This is a genomic window from Streptococcus sp. 2018110 (assembly GCF_019754115.1).
GTDB classification, from domain to species: domain Bacteria; phylum Bacillota; class Bacilli; order Lactobacillales; family Streptococcaceae; genus Streptococcus; species Streptococcus hashimotonensis.
Genome location: NZ_JAIJZO010000020.1, coordinates 1 through 14,558, shown reverse-complemented (window position 1 = coordinate 14,558; position 14,558 = coordinate 1). Strand labels below are relative to the sequence as shown.

Annotated in this window: 17 protein-coding genes; all 17 read left to right on the top strand. The window is 44.3% G+C overall.

The features are described 5' to 3' along the window. Positions 1-403: 403 nt before the first annotated feature. The 17 genes from K5Q34_RS10080 to K5Q34_RS10000 all read left to right on the top strand — a co-directional run bounded on the left by K5Q34_RS10080 (position 404) and on the right by K5Q34_RS10000 (position 14,305). Positions 404-1,195 (top strand): enoyl-CoA hydratase, encoded by a 792-nt coding sequence (locus tag K5Q34_RS10080; protein WP_221864941.1) that lies wholly within the window; start codon positions 404-406, stop codon positions 1,193-1,195. Positions 1,196-1,274: 79 nt separating this feature from the next. Further along, positions 1,275-1,709 (top strand): MarR family winged helix-turn-helix transcriptional regulator, encoded by a 435-nt coding sequence (locus K5Q34_RS10075; RefSeq protein WP_012775319.1) that lies wholly within the window; start codon positions 1,275-1,277, stop codon positions 1,707-1,709. Next, positions 1,706-2,683 (top strand): beta-ketoacyl-ACP synthase III, encoded by a 978-nt coding sequence (locus tag K5Q34_RS10070; RefSeq protein WP_109371854.1) that lies wholly within the window; start codon positions 1,706-1,708, stop codon positions 2,681-2,683. Before K5Q34_RS10075 ends, K5Q34_RS10070 begins: the two co-directional genes overlap by 4 nt. Before the next feature lie 59 nt (positions 2,684-2,742). Further along, on the top strand, positions 2,743-2,967 hold the full coding sequence (locus K5Q34_RS10065; protein WP_002938891.1) for an acyl carrier protein: 225 nt from the start codon (positions 2,743-2,745) through the stop codon (positions 2,965-2,967). 315 nt (positions 2,968-3,282) lie between these two features. Then, positions 3,283-4,248 (top strand): enoyl-[acyl-carrier-protein] reductase FabK, encoded by a 966-nt coding sequence (fabK, locus tag K5Q34_RS10060; RefSeq protein WP_114866782.1) that lies wholly within the window; start codon positions 3,283-3,285, stop codon positions 4,246-4,248. A gap of 1 nt (position 4,249) precedes the next feature. Then, positions 4,250-5,170, top strand: a complete 921-nt coding sequence (gene fabD, locus K5Q34_RS10055; RefSeq protein WP_221864940.1) for an ACP S-malonyltransferase — start codon at positions 4,250-4,252, stop codon at positions 5,168-5,170. Between the two features lie 9 nt (positions 5,171-5,179). Continuing rightward, positions 5,180-5,914 (top strand): 3-oxoacyl-[acyl-carrier-protein] reductase, encoded by a 735-nt coding sequence (gene fabG / locus K5Q34_RS10050; RefSeq protein WP_002938885.1) that lies wholly within the window; start codon positions 5,180-5,182, stop codon positions 5,912-5,914. Between the two features lie 25 nt (positions 5,915-5,939). Then, the gene (gene fabF, locus K5Q34_RS10045) at positions 5,940-7,175 is read left to right on the top strand and encodes a beta-ketoacyl-ACP synthase II (protein ID WP_002938882.1); all 1,236 of its coding nucleotides are present in this window, start codon (positions 5,940-5,942) and stop codon (positions 7,173-7,175) included. Continuing rightward, positions 7,176-7,652: an acetyl-CoA carboxylase biotin carboxyl carrier protein gene (accB, locus tag K5Q34_RS10040; protein WP_221864939.1), complete on the top strand. Its 477-nt coding sequence runs from the start codon at positions 7,176-7,178 to the stop codon at positions 7,650-7,652. Next, a complete protein-coding gene (gene fabZ / locus K5Q34_RS10035; RefSeq protein ID WP_024378919.1) occupies positions 7,649-8,071 on the top strand; it encodes a 3-hydroxyacyl-ACP dehydratase FabZ in 423 nt (140 codons plus the stop codon). Before accB ends, fabZ begins: the two co-directional genes overlap by 4 nt. Before the next feature lie 292 nt (positions 8,072-8,363). Beyond that, positions 8,364-9,731 carry an acetyl-CoA carboxylase biotin carboxylase subunit gene (locus K5Q34_RS10030; protein WP_221864938.1) on the top strand — a complete coding sequence of 456 codons (1,368 nt, stop codon included), beginning with the start codon at positions 8,364-8,366 and terminating at the stop codon, positions 9,729-9,731. A 235-nt stretch (positions 9,732-9,966) separates the two neighbouring features. Then, the gene (accD, locus tag K5Q34_RS10025; RefSeq protein ID WP_024406600.1) at positions 9,967-10,833 is read left to right on the top strand and encodes an acetyl-CoA carboxylase, carboxyltransferase subunit beta; all 867 of its coding nucleotides are present in this window, start codon (positions 9,967-9,969) and stop codon (positions 10,831-10,833) included. Further along, positions 10,830-11,603 carry an acetyl-CoA carboxylase carboxyl transferase subunit alpha gene (locus K5Q34_RS10020; RefSeq protein WP_024406601.1) on the top strand — a complete coding sequence of 258 codons (774 nt, stop codon included), beginning with the start codon at positions 10,830-10,832 and terminating at the stop codon, positions 11,601-11,603. The genes accD and K5Q34_RS10020 overlap by 4 nt, the downstream gene beginning before the upstream one ends. 64 nt (positions 11,604-11,667) lie before the next feature. Beyond that, a complete protein-coding gene (locus K5Q34_RS10015; protein ID WP_221864937.1) occupies positions 11,668-12,141 on the top strand; it encodes a GNAT family N-acetyltransferase in 474 nt (157 codons plus the stop codon). After that, entirely contained in the window at positions 12,134-12,766 is a 633-nt protein-coding gene (locus K5Q34_RS10010; RefSeq protein ID WP_221864936.1) for a hypothetical protein, read from the top strand. The genes K5Q34_RS10015 and K5Q34_RS10010 overlap by 8 nt, the downstream gene beginning before the upstream one ends. Positions 12,767-12,931: 165 nt before the next feature. Then, positions 12,932-13,594, top strand: coding sequence for a CPBP family intramembrane glutamic endopeptidase (locus tag K5Q34_RS10005; RefSeq protein ID WP_241146855.1), 663 nt, complete (start codon positions 12,932-12,934; stop codon positions 13,592-13,594). Between the two features lie 45 nt (positions 13,595-13,639). Then, positions 13,640-14,305: a CPBP family intramembrane glutamic endopeptidase gene (locus K5Q34_RS10000; RefSeq protein ID WP_221864935.1), complete on the top strand. Its 666-nt coding sequence runs from the start codon at positions 13,640-13,642 to the stop codon at positions 14,303-14,305. Positions 14,306-14,558 lie beyond the last annotated feature (253 nt).

Genomic DNA, 14,558 nt, shown 5'->3' with positions numbered 1-14,558 from the left:
GTGAAAAATGGTGTTTCTAGCTCAGAATTCAGCTCAATCTTCCGAAAGTATTAACGTGAAAAAATGAAAGTTGTAAATTAAACTTAGAGCCTATATGCACAGTTCAGACTTGCATATTGAGGTTGTTTTTTTCAAAATACAGTCAGTATTTCCCTCAAAAATTGCCTTGATGAGCGAAAAAGCCAAGGCGCTTTGTGTGTGAATGTAGGTTCTTAGACACGTTATTTTCTAGCATATCTAAATTTTATATTTCGAGGATAGCCCCCATCTTTTTCGGACGTCACACTTTCCTTGCTAGAAAAAAAGTGACAATTGTAAAAACTGTGTTACAATGGAAAACAAGAATTTGAAGTTTGATGTTCAAATCTTTTAATTATCAAACTATTTTGAAAGGAGCAAGGGAATGGCCTACCAAACAATTCGTTATGAAGTAATTGATTCCGTAGCGATTCTAACTTTAAACAGACCGGAAGTGGCAAATGGTTTTAATATTCCTATGTGTGAAGAAATCTTAGAAGCAATCCGCCTTGCAGAAGGGGATGCCTCCGTCAAAATTTTACAAATTCAAGCACAGGGTTCCATTTTCTCCGTGGGTGGAGATTTAGTTGAGATGAAGCGTGCAGTTGATGATGATGATATTGCTTCTTTGGTAAAAATAGCAGAGCTGGTGAATGATATTTCGTTTGCGATGAAGAAATTGTCTAAAGTGGTCATTATGGTGACGGATGGGGCAGTGGCTGGAGCCGCGGCTAATATGGCAGTGGCAGCTGATTTTGTTATTGCCTCCAGCAAGACAAAATTCATCCAAGCCTTTGTAGGCGTTGGACTTGCGCCGGATGCGGGGGGGCTCTTTCTACTGAGTCGTGCTATTGGGGCTAATCGTGCTAGTCACTTGGCGATGATTGGAGAGGGCTTATCAGTGGATAAGGCTTTAGAATATGGGATTGTTTATAAATTGGCAGAGCCAGAAAAACTAGAAAAGACGGTTGCACAGGTCATAAAAAAACTCTTGCGAGGCTCAGTAAACTCTTATGCAGCAATCAAACAACTGACATGGGAAAGTCAATTTAAAGACTGGGAGTCTTATCGCCGATTAGAGCTGGATTTGCAAGAAACATTGGCCTATAAAGAGGATTTTAAAGAGGGAGTTCGAGCGCATGCAGAACGACGTAGACCAGTGTTTACGGGAGATTAATTTTTAAATTAGTAAAAAATGTTTGACAATCAAAGTTTTATGGTTTATACTTTGACTATCAAAGTAAAGGAGGCCTGTTTTGGAAGATCCAAAAGTAAATGAATATCTAACGGCCATTTTTAACAATGTGTTGGTGATTGAAGAAACAAGTCTGCGTGGTAGCCGATTCAATGATATTTCGATTAAGGAAATGCACACGATTGATGTGATAGGAAGTATTGATGGAGCTACTCCGAGTGATGTTGCTCGGACTTTGATGGTAACCTTAGGTACTGTTACAACTAGCTTGAACAATTTGGAAAGAAAAGGATACGTGGAACGTATTCGTTCGACCAAAGATCGGCGAGTTGTTCATCTCTACCTGACCAAAAAAGGTCGACTGGTCTATCGTTTGCATCAACGATTTCACAATGAAATGGTTAAGCAGATTACAGATGGTATGGATGATGCAGAGTATCAGGTAATGAAGAAAGGACTCATGAAACTCTATCACTTCTTGGAGGATTTGAAATGAGAAACCATGCTAAAATCAGTCAGGTGGCCCACTATCTTCCGAAGAAGATTGTGACCAATGATGATTTGGCTCAACGAATGGAGACCAGTGATGAGTGGATTCGTAGCCGTACAGGTATCGGTCAACGGCACATTGTTACTGGAGAGACGACGAGTGATTTGGCTAGTCAAGTGGCTAGAAAATTACTGGAAAAGTCTCAGCTAGATGCTAGTGAAATTGACTTCATCATCGTAGCAACGATTACTCCAGATGCTTCAATGCCATCTACGGCAGCTATGGTCCAAGCAGCAATTGGTGCGAAAAAGGCTTTTGCCTATGATCTCGTTGCAGCTTGTTCAGGATTTGTTTTTGCGCTATCAACAGCAGAAAAATTGCTTGCTTCAGGAGTCTATAAGAGAGGACTTGTCATTGGAGCTGAGACCCTATCTAGGTCTGTCGACTGGTCGGATCGATCAACGGCTGTTTTATTTGGAGATGGTGCTGGAGGAGTTTTGCTGGAAGCGTGTGAACAACCGAGCTTTTTAGCAGAAATCTTGCGAACGGATGGCAGTCGAGGGGCTAGTCTGACAGCAGGGATAGATCAGAAAGAGACGCCATTCTCGACACAAAGTCGTCAGCAACCCTTTATCCAAATGGAGGGCAGAGCTATATTTGAATTTGCTACGAGGGATGTTACGGCAACCATGGCAGAGCTGCTAGAACAAGCTGATATGACTGTGGATTGTGTTGATTATTTCTTGCTCCATCAGGCCAATATACGTATCCTAGATAAGATGGCTCGTAAATTGGGAGTGGCGCGTGAAAAATTTCCAGCAAATATGGATAAATATGGCAATACCAGTGCAGCAAGTCTTCCCATTCTCTTATCAGAATGTGTAGAGAGCGGAATGTTGCGATTGGATGGAAGCCAGACTGTTCTCATGGCTGGTTTCGGTGGAGGCCTCACATGGGGAACTCTACTCTTACAACTTTAGTTAATTCCTTGCCCTAGGCAAGATTAAAATATTTTATTTTCCAAAAGGAGACACATATCATGGCAGTATTTGAAAAAGTACAGGAAATCATCGTTGAAGAATTGGGTAAGGATGCTGAAGAAGTAACCCTTACAACAACCTTTGAAGATTTGGATGCAGATTCATTGGATCTTTTCCAAGTTATCTCTGAAATCGAAGATGCCTTCGATATTCAAATCGATACTGAAGAAGGTTTGACAACTGTAGGCGATTTGGTTGCTTATGTTGAAGAAAAAACAAAATAATTATAGTCATTCAGTTTATCTTTTATTACGTCGTTAATTCGCTTTGCCGTACTCCAGTACTGTCTACAGCTCGTTGCCTAGTACTAAAAGCAAACTGAAAGACTATAGTATTCCTCTCCTTATTTCAAAGATAATATAAGGAAGAGGATAGCTAAGAAAAGTGCTGGTGAGCATTTTTCTTAAGTCGAATACTTTGATAATCAAAACATTGAAATATCAAACTATTTTTTGAGTGAGGGGGCAACCCTTCACTTGTTTACCTAATGATTTGATATTCAAATGATTAGGTAAGCAAGAAAAAAAGATGAGGGAATTATGAAGACGAAAATAACAGAATTGCTCGATATTAAGTATCCAATTTTTCAAGGTGGTATGGCTTGGGTAGCTGATGGAGATTTGGCTGGTGCCGTATCTAATGCAGGTGGTCTAGGAATCATCGGTGGAGGAAATGCTCCAAAAGAGGTGGTCAAGGCAAATATTGACAAGGTTAAATCTATCACGGACAAGCCTTTCGGTGTCAATATCATGCTTTTGTCTCCTTTTGCGGATGACATTGTTGACTTGGTCATCGAAGAAGGTGTGAAAGTTGTCACTACAGGAGCAGGAAATCCAGGGAAGTATATGGAGCGTCTCCATGCTGCAGGAATTACAGTTATTCCTGTTGTACCAAGTGTAGCCCTTGCGAAACGCATGGAAAAATTAGGGGTAGATGCTGTTATTGCTGAAGGTATGGAAGCTGGAGGCCATATTGGTAAATTGACCACCATGACCTTGGTTCGTCAGGTTGTTGAAGCCGTATCTATTCCTGTTATTGCTGCTGGAGGTATTGCAGATGGTGCAGGTGCAGCGGCAGCATTCATGTTGGGTGCAGAAGCGGTGCAAGTTGGAACTCGTTTTGTAGTAGCTACAGAGTCCAATGCCCATCAGGCTTATAAGGAAAAAGTTTTAAAAGCTAAGGATATTGATACAACTGTATCTGCTTCTATTGTTGGACATCCTGTGAGAGCTATCAAGAATAAGTTGTCATCTGCTTATGCAGCTGCAGAACGTGATTTCTTAGCAGGGAAAATTACAGAAGAAGAAATTGAAGTGCTTGGGGCAGGGGCCCTTCGCAATGCCGTTGTGGACGGTGATGTAACAAATGGCTCCGTGATGGCTGGTCAAATTGCTGGTCTGGTTTCTAAAGAAGAATCTTGTGAAGATATTTTGAAAGACATCTATTATGGAGCAGCCAAAGTGATTAGAGAAGAGGCAAGCCGTTGGGCTTCGGTTGGAGAATAGGATGACAAAGACAGCTTTTCTTTTTGCAGGTCAAGGGTCTCAGACAGTGGGGATGGCTCGCGACCTTTACGAATATTCCCCGATAGTTAGAGAAACGTTTGACCAGGCTAGTCAGATTCTGGGGTATGACATTCGCGATCTGATTGACAATCAAGAGGATAAATTACATCAGACTCGCTATACCCAGCCCGCTATTTTGACAACTTCCCTAGCTATCTATCGTTTGTTGGTAGAAAAGGGAATACAACCTGATATGGTAGCTGGTCTATCCTTGGGAGAATATTCAGCTCTGGTGGCATCGGGAGCATTGGCCTTTGAAGATGGGATTGCCCTGATTGCTAAGCGTGGTGAATATATGGAAACAGCTGCGCCAGCAGGAACTGGTAAGATGGTTGCTGTTCTCAACACAGATGTCAACTTGATAGAAGAAGTCTGTTCGTCAGTTACCTCTGGGATTGTTTCCCCAGCCAACTACAATACACCAGCCCAAATCGTCATCGGAGGCGAGGTTGCTGCAGTGGATGAGGCGGTTGAATTGCTGAAGGAAGCAGGTGTCAAACGGATGATTCCGCTCAATGTATCTGGCCCATTCCATACAGCTCTCCTGCGACCAGCTTCGGAGCAATTGGCTCAGGCCTTGGAGCAGGTGGAATTTGCGGACTTCCAAGTAGAGTTGGTTGGTAATACGGAAGCCAAGGTCATGAAAAAAGAGGACATCAAGTCCCTCTTGACCCGTCAAGTGATGGAACCAGTCCGTTTTTATGAGTCAATCGCAACCATGCAGGAAGCTGGTGTGACTAACTTTATTGAAATCGGTCCAGGCAAAGTCTTATCAGGATTTGTCAAGAAAATCGATAAGACAGCGCATGTTGTAGCAATTGAAGATATAGAGGGGCTACAAATAGTATTAAACAAATCATGAGGAGGAATCATGGAATTAACAAATAAAAATGTTTTTGTAACAGGTTCAAGCCGAGGAATCGGTTTGGCTATTGCTCATAAATTTGCCAGTTTAGGAGCAAATGTCGTTCTTAATGGTCGTGGTCAGCTAGGTCAGGACTTGCTGGATAGCTTTGCAGATTACGGTGTGAAAGTCCTAGCTATTTCAGGAGATATTTCGAGCGCGGAAGATGCCAAACGAATGGTGGCAGAAGCTATTGAAACTCTCGGTAGCGTCGATATTTTGGTCAACAATGCAGGGATTACCAAAGACGGTATGGCTCTTCGTATGACAGAAGAGGATTTTGATACGGTTCTGAAGGTAAATCTTACTGGAACTTTTAATATGACGCAGGCTGTTTTGAAACCAATGACAAAGGCTCGTGAGGGTGCTATTATCAATCTATCAAGTGTATCTGGCTTGATTGGAAATGCTGGACAGGCCAACTATTCTGCTTCTAAGGCAGGTGTGATTGGATTTACCAAAGCCATTGCCCGTGAGGTTGCTGGGCGAAATGTTCGTGTCAATGCGATTGCGCCGGGCTTTATCCAGTCTGATATGACAGATGTTTTATCTGACAAGATTAAAGAAGCTATGACTGCACAAATTCCTATGAAACGCTTTGGTGCGACAGAAGAAGTAGCTGATGTTGCTGTATTCCTCGCCAAGCAAGAATATCTAACAGGACAGGTGATTGCTGTTGACGGCGGCTTGACCATGCAGTAAGTTTCCTAATGAGAAAGGACTGAAAATGACAAAATTAAATCGTGTAGTAGTAACAGGCTACGGTCTGACATCTCCTATCGGAAATACGCCAGAGGAGTTCTGGGATAGTTTGAAAGCAGGGAAAATTGGGATCGGAAAGATTACCAAGTTTGATACCAGTGAATATTCGGTCCATAATGCTGCGGAATTAAAAGATTTTCCTTTTGACAAATATTTCGTTAAAAAGGATACAAATCGCTACGATAATTACTCGCTCTATGCACTCTATGCAGCTAAAGAAGCGATTGCTAATGCACAGCTGGATACAGAGACAGTGGATAGTGACCGTTTTGGCGTTATCTTATCAACAGGTATCGGTGGTATTTTGGAAATTGAAGAGCAAGTGGCTCGGATGAACGAAAAAGGTCCAAAACGCATTCGTCCCATGGCTCTTCCAAAGGCCTTGCCAAATATGGCGGCTGGAAATATTGCTATGCAGGTCGGTGCAAATGGTGTCTGCAAGTGTATCATCACAGCCTGCGCTTCATCAAATGATGCCTTGGGAGAAGCCTTCCGTGAAATCAAGTTTGGTTTCCAAGATGTCATGTTGGCAGGTGGAGCAGAAGCAGCCATTACTCCATTTGCAATCGGTGGTTTCCAAGCTTTGACAGCTATGTCGACTACTGAGGATCCAGAACGTGCGTCTATTCCATTTGACAAGGACCGCAATGGTTTTGTCATGGGAGAGGGTTCCGCGGTTTTAGTATTGGAAAGTTTGGAACACGCAGAAGCGCGTGGGGCGACGATTTTGGCTGAAATTGTTGGTTATGGAAATACTTGCGATGCTTACCACATGACTTCTCCACATCCAGAAGGTCTGGGTGCTATTAAGGCCATGAAGTTGGCCATTTCAGAAGCAGGTTTAGAGCCAGCTGATATTGACTATATCAATGCCCATGGTACTTCGACACCGGCTAATGAAAAAGGGGAAAGCCAAGCTATCGTATCCGTCTTCGGCAAGAACACACCAGTTTCTTCCACCAAGTCCTTCACAGGGCACTTGTTGGGGGCAGCGGGTGCAGTTGAGGCGGCAGCTGTCATTGAGGCTATGCGTCACTCTTACGCACCAAAGACAGCTGGTACAACAGAATTATCTGAAGATATTGAGGCGGATGTCATCTACGGTCAAGGTCGTGACATGGAAATCCGCCATGCCATTTCAAATACATTTGGCTTTGGAGGTCACAACTCGGTGATTGCCTTCAAGCGTTGGGAGGCTTAAGTGAATATTACAGAAATAAAGGACTTGATGAGTCAGTTTGACCAGTCAAGTTTGCGAGAATTTTCATATAGCAATGCTGGGGAAACCTTGCATTTCAGTAAAAATCAGCAGGCGACAGCGGCTCCGAGTCCAACAGTAGAAGCTCTGCTTGCTCCAGTAGCTCCTGCAAGCCCAGCCCTTGTGCCAGCAGTTGAAATGAGTGAGCCAGCTCCAGCAGAAGCAGGTGTCAGCCCCGTGGCAGAAGGTGCGGTAGTGGAAAGCCCCTTGGTCGGCGTGGCTTATTTGTCCCCAGCCCCTGACAAGCCAGCCTTTGTAGCAGTTGGCGATACGGTCAAAAAAGGGCAGACTCTCATGATTATCGAAGCCATGAAGGTCATGAACGAAGTGCCTGCTGACCGTGACGGTGTGGTCACAGAGATTTTGGTGGGCAACCAGGACGTTGTAGAATTTGGACAAGGATTGGTACGCATCAAATGATTGATATTTTGAAAATTAAAGAGGCTCTTCCTCATCGCTATCCTATGCTCTTGGTTGATCGTGTCCTTGAAGTATCGGAAGATGAGATTGTCGCCCTCAAAAATGTGACCATTAACGAGCCCTTCTTCAACGGGCATTTTCCAGACTATCCTGTCATGCCAGGTGTTCTTATCATGGAGGCTTTGGCACAAACCGCAGGTGTCTTGGAATTGTCCAAGGAAGAAAACAAGGGCAAGCTGGTTTTTTATGCCGGCATGGATAAGGTTAAATTTAAGAAGCAAGTTGTACCTGGTGACCAGTTGATTATGACCGCTAAATTTGTCAAACGCCGTGGAACCATTGCGGTCGTTGAGGCAAAGGCAGAAGTGGACGGAAAACTGGCTGCGTCGGGGGTGTTGACTTTTGCTATTGGAAAATAATACTCTTCGAAAATCAAACTCAGCCGTTGTTGACTTGATTTGATGAGTGTCAAGCTCCAGTGGATCTTGACAGCCTGCTACGATAAAATAAGAAAGTAGCAGGGGGCTATCTGCTCTTGGAGAAACGAACTTCGTTCGCTCTATCTCCAACCTCCAAATGTTTCCCAAACCTTTGGAGCTAGCCTGATTTTGATTTTCATTGAGTATGAAACAGTCCTTTATTTTTCAAACTAGTTAAGGACTGTGATTATTATAACAATTATTCTATGTTAAAAAGGAGATAGGATTCATCATGTTTGAGAAGATTTTGATTGCCAATCGTGGTGAGATTGCGGTGCGGATTATTCGTGCGGCCAGGGAGCTGGGGATTGCGACGGTGGCTGTCTATTCAGAGGCTGACAAGGAAGCCCTCCACACTATGTTGGCAGATGAGGCTGTCTGTATCGGACCTGCTCGTTCGACAGATTCCTATCTCAATATGCAGGCGGTCATCTCGGCGGCTGTTGTGACAGGTGCCCAGGCCATTCATCCCGGCTTTGGATTTTTGAGTGAAAACTCCAAATTTGCCACTCTCTGTGAAGAGGTCGGCATCAAGTTTATCGGTCCTTCTGGGACGGTCATGGATATCATGGGTGATAAAATCAATGCTCGGGCAGAGATGATTAAGGCTCAAGTGCCTGTTATTCCAGGCTCAGACGGTGAGGTCTTGACCAGCCAAGAAGCCCTTGAAATCGCTGAAAAGATTGGCTACCCTGTCATGCTCAAGGCATCGGCAGGTGGTGGCGGTAAGGGAATTCGTAAGGTGGAAAAAGCCGAAGACCTAGTGCCTGCCTTTGAATCAGCTTCCAGCGAAGCCAAGGCAGCTTTTGGCAACGGTGCCATGTATATGGAGCGTGTCGTCTATCCAGCCCGCCACATCGAAGTACAGATTTTGGCAGACCAGCACGGTCATGTTATCCATCTGGGAGAACGGGATTGTTCCCTTCAACGCAACAACCAGAAGGTCTTGGAAGAAGCTCCGTCTATCGCCATTGGCCAAACTATGCGGGACCATATCGGTCAAGCAGCAGTGCGGGCTGCCCAGTCAGTTGGCTATGAAAATGCAGGGACCATTGAGTTCCTCTTGGATGAAGCCAAGGGCGAATTTTACTTCATGGAAATGAACACACGGGTGCAGGTGGAACATCCAGTTACCGAATTTGTGACCGGTGTGGATATTGTCAAGGAGCAAATCAAGATTGCCGCTGGTCAGGAACTCAGCGTCTACCAAGAAGATGTGAAGATTACAGGCCATGCCATTGAATGCCGCATCAATGCTGAAAATCCAGCCTTCAACTTCGCCCCAAGTCCAGGTAAGATTTCCAATCTCTACCTGCCAAGTGGCGGCGTTGGTCTGCGTGTGGACTCGGCTGTTTATCCAGGCTACACCATTCCGCCTTATTACGATTCCATGATTGCCAAGGTTATCGTGCATGGGGAAAATCGCTTTGAAGCCCTGATGAAGATGCAGCGCGCCCTCTACGAATTGGAAATTGACGGAGTGGTGACCAATACCGACTTTCAGCTGGACTTGATTTCCGACAAGCGTGTGGTAGCTGGTGATTATGACACTGCCTACCTCATGGAAGAATTTTTACCGCACTATCAGGAAGAATTATAGTCTTTTAGTTTACTTTTAGTACTCGCTCCAACTATCTGGTGGATAGTTGGAGGTTGGAAATAGAGCGAACAAAGTTCGCATCAACAGCTGCAGGCTGTACTGGAGTATGGCAAAGCGAGTTCAAACACTCCAGTGGAGTGTTTGAAGTTGGAAATAGGGAAACGAAGTTTCCTCATACGTTGAAGTAATAAAAGAAAAACTAAATGACGATAAAAAAGTAAACTAGGAGAATGCTATGGCTTTGTTTCGCAAAAAGGACAAATATATCCGCATCAACCCCAATCGTTCGCGGATAGAGTCAGCACCTCAAGCAAAGCCAGAGGTGCCAGACGAACTCTTTTCCAAATGCCCAGCTTGTAAGGAAATCCTTTACAAGAAGGATTTGGGACCAGAGAAAACTTGTCAACACTGTTCCTATAATTTCCGGATTACAGCCCAGGAACGCTTGGCTTTGACAGTCGATAAAGGCTCGTTCGAGGAATTGTTTACAGGGATTGAAACCAAAAATCCCTTAGACTTCCCTAATTATTTGGAAAAATTGGCAGCCACCCGTCAAAAGACAGGTTTGGACGAGGCTGTTTTGACAGGCAAGGCGACCATCGGTGGCCAACCAGTTGCCCTTGGGATCATGGATTCGCACTTTATCATGGCTTCAATGGGAACAGTGGTCGGTGAGAAAATTACCCGCCTCTTTGAACTGGCTACTGAAGAGAAATTGCCAGTCGTCCTTTTTACCGCATCTGGCGGTGCTCGGATGCAGGAAGGCATTATGAGCCTGATGCAAATGGCTAAGATTTCGGCAGCTGTGAAACGCCATTCCAATGCTGGCCTCTTTTACCTGACGGTCTTGACAGACCCTACAACAGGGGGGGTGACGGCTAGTTTTGCCATGGAAGGTGATATTATCCTGGCTGAGCCACAGACTTTAGTTGGCTTTGCAGGTCGCAGGGTGATTGAATCAACTGTTCGGGAAAATCTACCAGATGATTTCCAGAAGGCTGAATTTTTACAAGAACACGGCTTTGTCGATGCCATTGTCAAACGCCAGGACTTGCCAGCGACCATTAGTCGCTTGTTGAGAATGCATGGAGGTGTCAGATGACCAGTGATGTAGCACGTATGATCCGTTTGGCACGTGACCAGGCTCGCCTGACGACCTTGGACTATGCCACACAACTCTTTGATGACTTTATCGAACTGCACGGCGATCGGAATTTCCGCGATGACGGAGCAGTTGTGGGTGGTATCGGCTTTCTAGCAGCTCATCCTGTGACAGTTATCGGTATCCAGAAAGGGAAGAATCTTCAGGACAACCTCAAACGCAACTTCGGTCAGCCCCACCCAGAAGGCTACCGCAAGGCCCTTCGCCTCATGAAGCAGGCGGAGAAGTTCGGTCGTCCTGTTGTCACCTTTATCAATACCGCTGGAGCCTATCCAGGTGTCGGTGCCGAGGAGCGTGGGCAGGGCGAGGCCATTGCCCGCAACCTCATGGAGATGAGCGACCTCAAGGTACCCATTATCGCCATTATCATCGGTGAGGGAGGCTCTGGCGGAGCACTTGCCCTAGCAGTCGCAGACCAGGTCTGGATGCTGGAAAATTCCATGTATGCCGTCCTCAGCCCTGAAGGTTTCGCCTCTATCCTCTGGAAAGACGGTAGTCGTGCCATGGAAGCGGCAGAACTCATGAAGATCACTTCTTATGAGTTGGAGAAACTCCAAGTGGTCGATCGGGTTGTTTTGGAAAATGGCAGAGCGACCAAGGAAGTCTTGTCTGACATCAAGGAAAACCTGGTCAGCCAGTTGGCTCAACTACAAGCCTTGCCACTTGATCAACTACTCGAAAACCGCTATCAACGCTTTAGAAAATACTAGGAAGACCTAGTATTTTTTTGCTAGATTTGATACAATGGATAAAATAATTTTCGGGAGGTTTTCCATGTTAGTAAAAGCAGAACTATCAAACGCAGAAGAATTATTGCCCATTCAACACCGAGCATTTGCAGCCTTGTATGAAACCTATCAGGACCAATACAACCCTGCCATTGAAACGATGGACTACTTCCAATCACGCTTTGCACGACCAAATTGCAACTACTACAAGATTGTCGAGGAGGGTCAGACAGTCGGACTGGTACGAACAACAGTCGCTGAAGATGCAGACGAGGGCTGGCTAGGTCTGATTGGCATTGATCCAGACCACAGAGGAAAAGGCTATGGTCATAAGGCAATGTTAGAGTTAGAACAACTCTATCCGACAGTCAAGCGGTGGGTACTCTGTACCGTCTTACAGGAGCCCAGATTAGTTGCTTTCTACGAAAAACTCGGTTACGAGGCTATCAAAACCGAGCCTGAGCAGGAAGGCATGGATATGGTCTATATGGAGAAGTGGATAGGAGATTCAGATGTTTGAACAATGCCGTAGATATTTGGAATATCAAGGAGTTCATTATTGCAAGCCTGAAAAGGCAGGAGCTTCGGCAAGCGAGATGACAGTCTTAAGAAGCTTAGCACAGGCAGCACGTAAGGAGTTTCAGACATTAAGTTTAGCTTTAGCTGAGCAAGTCGGTCCCTTGGTGCCCGAGAGAGTCAGTCAATGGATGAACCAAGCCCAGATTTGCAGACCGCATTTTTGGACCTATTACCGCCTTCCCTCTGCTAGTTCGTCGGCCCCAGCTTTCGCCATTCGTCTGTATGGTAAGGGAGCTGAAGCGGGGATTTCAGTAGAAGTTAGCTTCATTGAGCGAAAGAAGGTAGAGACCTCTCTGCTTCAGCAAAACCGTGTGCTGAACTGTCCGATTCAGGCACCGCTTTATTACAGGGTACAGGAGGGACAGGTATTTTATCGCTTGGATGGAACGGAGGAGAATAGGCAGATTTTACTAGAAGCTGTTGAAACGGGACAGGTTCGAAAAGTACTGGTCAAATATGACGTATCATTTGAAACGGTTGAGTCCGAAGAGGAACTGTTACACCGCTTGGCTAACGGCTTTTCTCTACTAGAACCTTATCTGAAGATGACAAAACCCACTGAATGATCAGTGGGTTGACAGTAAACAAGCATTGTCAGGATGTTTGTTTTTTGGTCATATTGATAAATCGATTGTATTATTGTAAAATTGTACTGTAAAAATAACACAAAATATTTCAATGATATAATTGTTTGAATATTTGTATGTTGTGTAGCGGTAAAGGAGATGGGTGTGGAGAATGTAAGTCAAGGGATGAAATGGCTTGGTCGCAAGCTTTGGATACTACTGAGAGCGTTTGGTTTGGTATTGATTGCTGTTTTTCCAGATGCTATTTTAGAAATGTCTACCTCACCAGTAGCTCATTTGGGAATAGCTTTATCTTCCATTGGAGTTATGGTCTTTATGTATTGGAGGGCTGAAAAGAATGGCATTACCATCTGGGATAGAAGTTTTTTAACTTGGAAAGGTCTTGGTTTTGTTGTCTTAACTTTCACAGTGGCTCAGCTATTTAAACACCTTGGCTATTACATTATGGAACTTCAGGGGATTGAAGAAACTAGCAATGAGATTGAATTAACAAAGATATTGGAGAACATTCCATTTTGGGTGGCTCTGATCAATATGGCTTGTTTGCCTGCTATCGCAGAAGAGGTCATTACTAGAGGCTATCTATTCAAAAAGCTATTTGAAAAGCACAAGATGTTAGGAATTTTGGTCTCTGGGTTGATTTTTGCTTTCTTACATGGACCGACAGATTTTGGCTCTTGGATTATTTATGCCAGCCCGGGATTTTTACTAGCGTTCTTGTACTATAAGACGGACTACCTCATCTATCCTATCGCTGTTCATTTTATCAATAATGCTTGGGCGGTGCTGGCGTTCTATTATTTATAGTTACTGAACAGGATAGAAAGAAGAACGGAGGAAAAAGAGAAAAGTATGGAGCAATTCAGTCAAAAATTAGAATGGATTTGTCGGAAAATCTGGATTTTACTGCTGGCCTTTCTATTGTTGCTTCTCGATCATATTCCAATTTCCATATTGGAACAATCAACCTCGCAAGTCGCTCAATGGACTGCAGGCCTATCTTCTATTGGAATAATGGTCTTTATGTGTTGGTTGGCAGAAAGGAAAGGGCTAGCCATTTGGGATAGAAAAATCTTAACTTGGAAGGGCCTGGGTATTGTTCTCTTAACCTATAGTGCGGCCCAGTTATTCGAGTATCTCGGGCAGTTTATCATGGACCTTCAAGGGATTGAAGATACCGCTAATCAGATTGGCATTGAAAAGCTGTTACAAACAATTCCATTTTGGTTAGCCTTTGTAAGAATAGCCTGTCAGGCAGCCATTACCGAGGAGATCATTGTCAGAGGCTATCTATTCAAAAAGTTATTTGAAAAGCACAAGATGTTAGGAATTGTAGTCTCTGGTTTGATTTTTGCTTTCTTACATGGACCGACAGATTTGGGTTCTTGGATCATTTATGCTAGCCCAGGATTTTTAATGGCTTATCTCTACTACAAGACAGATTACCTGATCTATCCCATGGCAGTACATTTTATCAATAATACCTGGTCGGTAGTGGCTTTCTACTATTTTCAATAAGGGAAATGAAAAGACGATTCCGTTCGGAGTCGTCTTTTGTATGCTTTATGTGACTTTTAGTCCGTCACGCTCCGTAAGGTGCGTGACAAATAAACCACCCGCTATGCGGGTGTGCGACGAAGGTTATACCAAAAAAACTCCAAACGCGATACAATAAAGGTGTTCAAGCCTATTGTAAAGCGAGAGGAGAAAAGTATGGCACAAAAGGCACATAGTTTATCACATACAAAGTGGCTGTGTAAATACCACATTG

Bases quoted from the DNA above. Each gene is read 5' to 3' on its own strand.
- K5Q34_RS10080 (WP_221864941.1), top strand. From the start codon at position 404: ATGGCCTACCAAACAATTCGTTATGAAGTAATTGATTCCGTAGCGATT.
- K5Q34_RS10070 (WP_109371854.1), top strand. From the start codon at position 1,706: ATGAGAAACCATGCTAAAATCAGTCAGGTGGCCCACTATCTTCCGAAG.
- K5Q34_RS10065 (WP_002938891.1), top strand. From the start codon at position 2,743: ATGGCAGTATTTGAAAAAGTACAGGAAATCATCGTTGAAGAATTGGGT.
- fabK (WP_114866782.1), top strand. From the start codon at position 3,283: ATGAAGACGAAAATAACAGAATTGCTCGATATTAAGTATCCAATTTTT.
- fabD (WP_221864940.1), top strand. From the start codon at position 4,250: ATGACAAAGACAGCTTTTCTTTTTGCAGGTCAAGGGTCTCAGACAGTG.
- fabG (WP_002938885.1), top strand. From the start codon at position 5,180: ATGGAATTAACAAATAAAAATGTTTTTGTAACAGGTTCAAGCCGAGGA.
- fabF (WP_002938882.1), top strand. From the start codon at position 5,940: ATGACAAAATTAAATCGTGTAGTAGTAACAGGCTACGGTCTGACATCT.
- fabZ (WP_024378919.1), top strand. From the start codon at position 7,649: ATGATTGATATTTTGAAAATTAAAGAGGCTCTTCCTCATCGCTATCCT.
- K5Q34_RS10030 (WP_221864938.1), top strand. From the start codon at position 8,364: ATGTTTGAGAAGATTTTGATTGCCAATCGTGGTGAGATTGCGGTGCGG.
- accD (WP_024406600.1), top strand. From the start codon at position 9,967: ATGGCTTTGTTTCGCAAAAAGGACAAATATATCCGCATCAACCCCAAT.
- K5Q34_RS10020 (WP_024406601.1), top strand. From the start codon at position 10,830: ATGACCAGTGATGTAGCACGTATGATCCGTTTGGCACGTGACCAGGCT.
- K5Q34_RS10015 (WP_221864937.1), top strand. From the start codon at position 11,668: ATGTTAGTAAAAGCAGAACTATCAAACGCAGAAGAATTATTGCCCATT.
- K5Q34_RS10010 (WP_221864936.1), top strand. From the start codon at position 12,134: ATGTTTGAACAATGCCGTAGATATTTGGAATATCAAGGAGTTCATTAT.
- K5Q34_RS10000 (WP_221864935.1), top strand. From the start codon at position 13,640: ATGGAGCAATTCAGTCAAAAATTAGAATGGATTTGTCGGAAAATCTGG.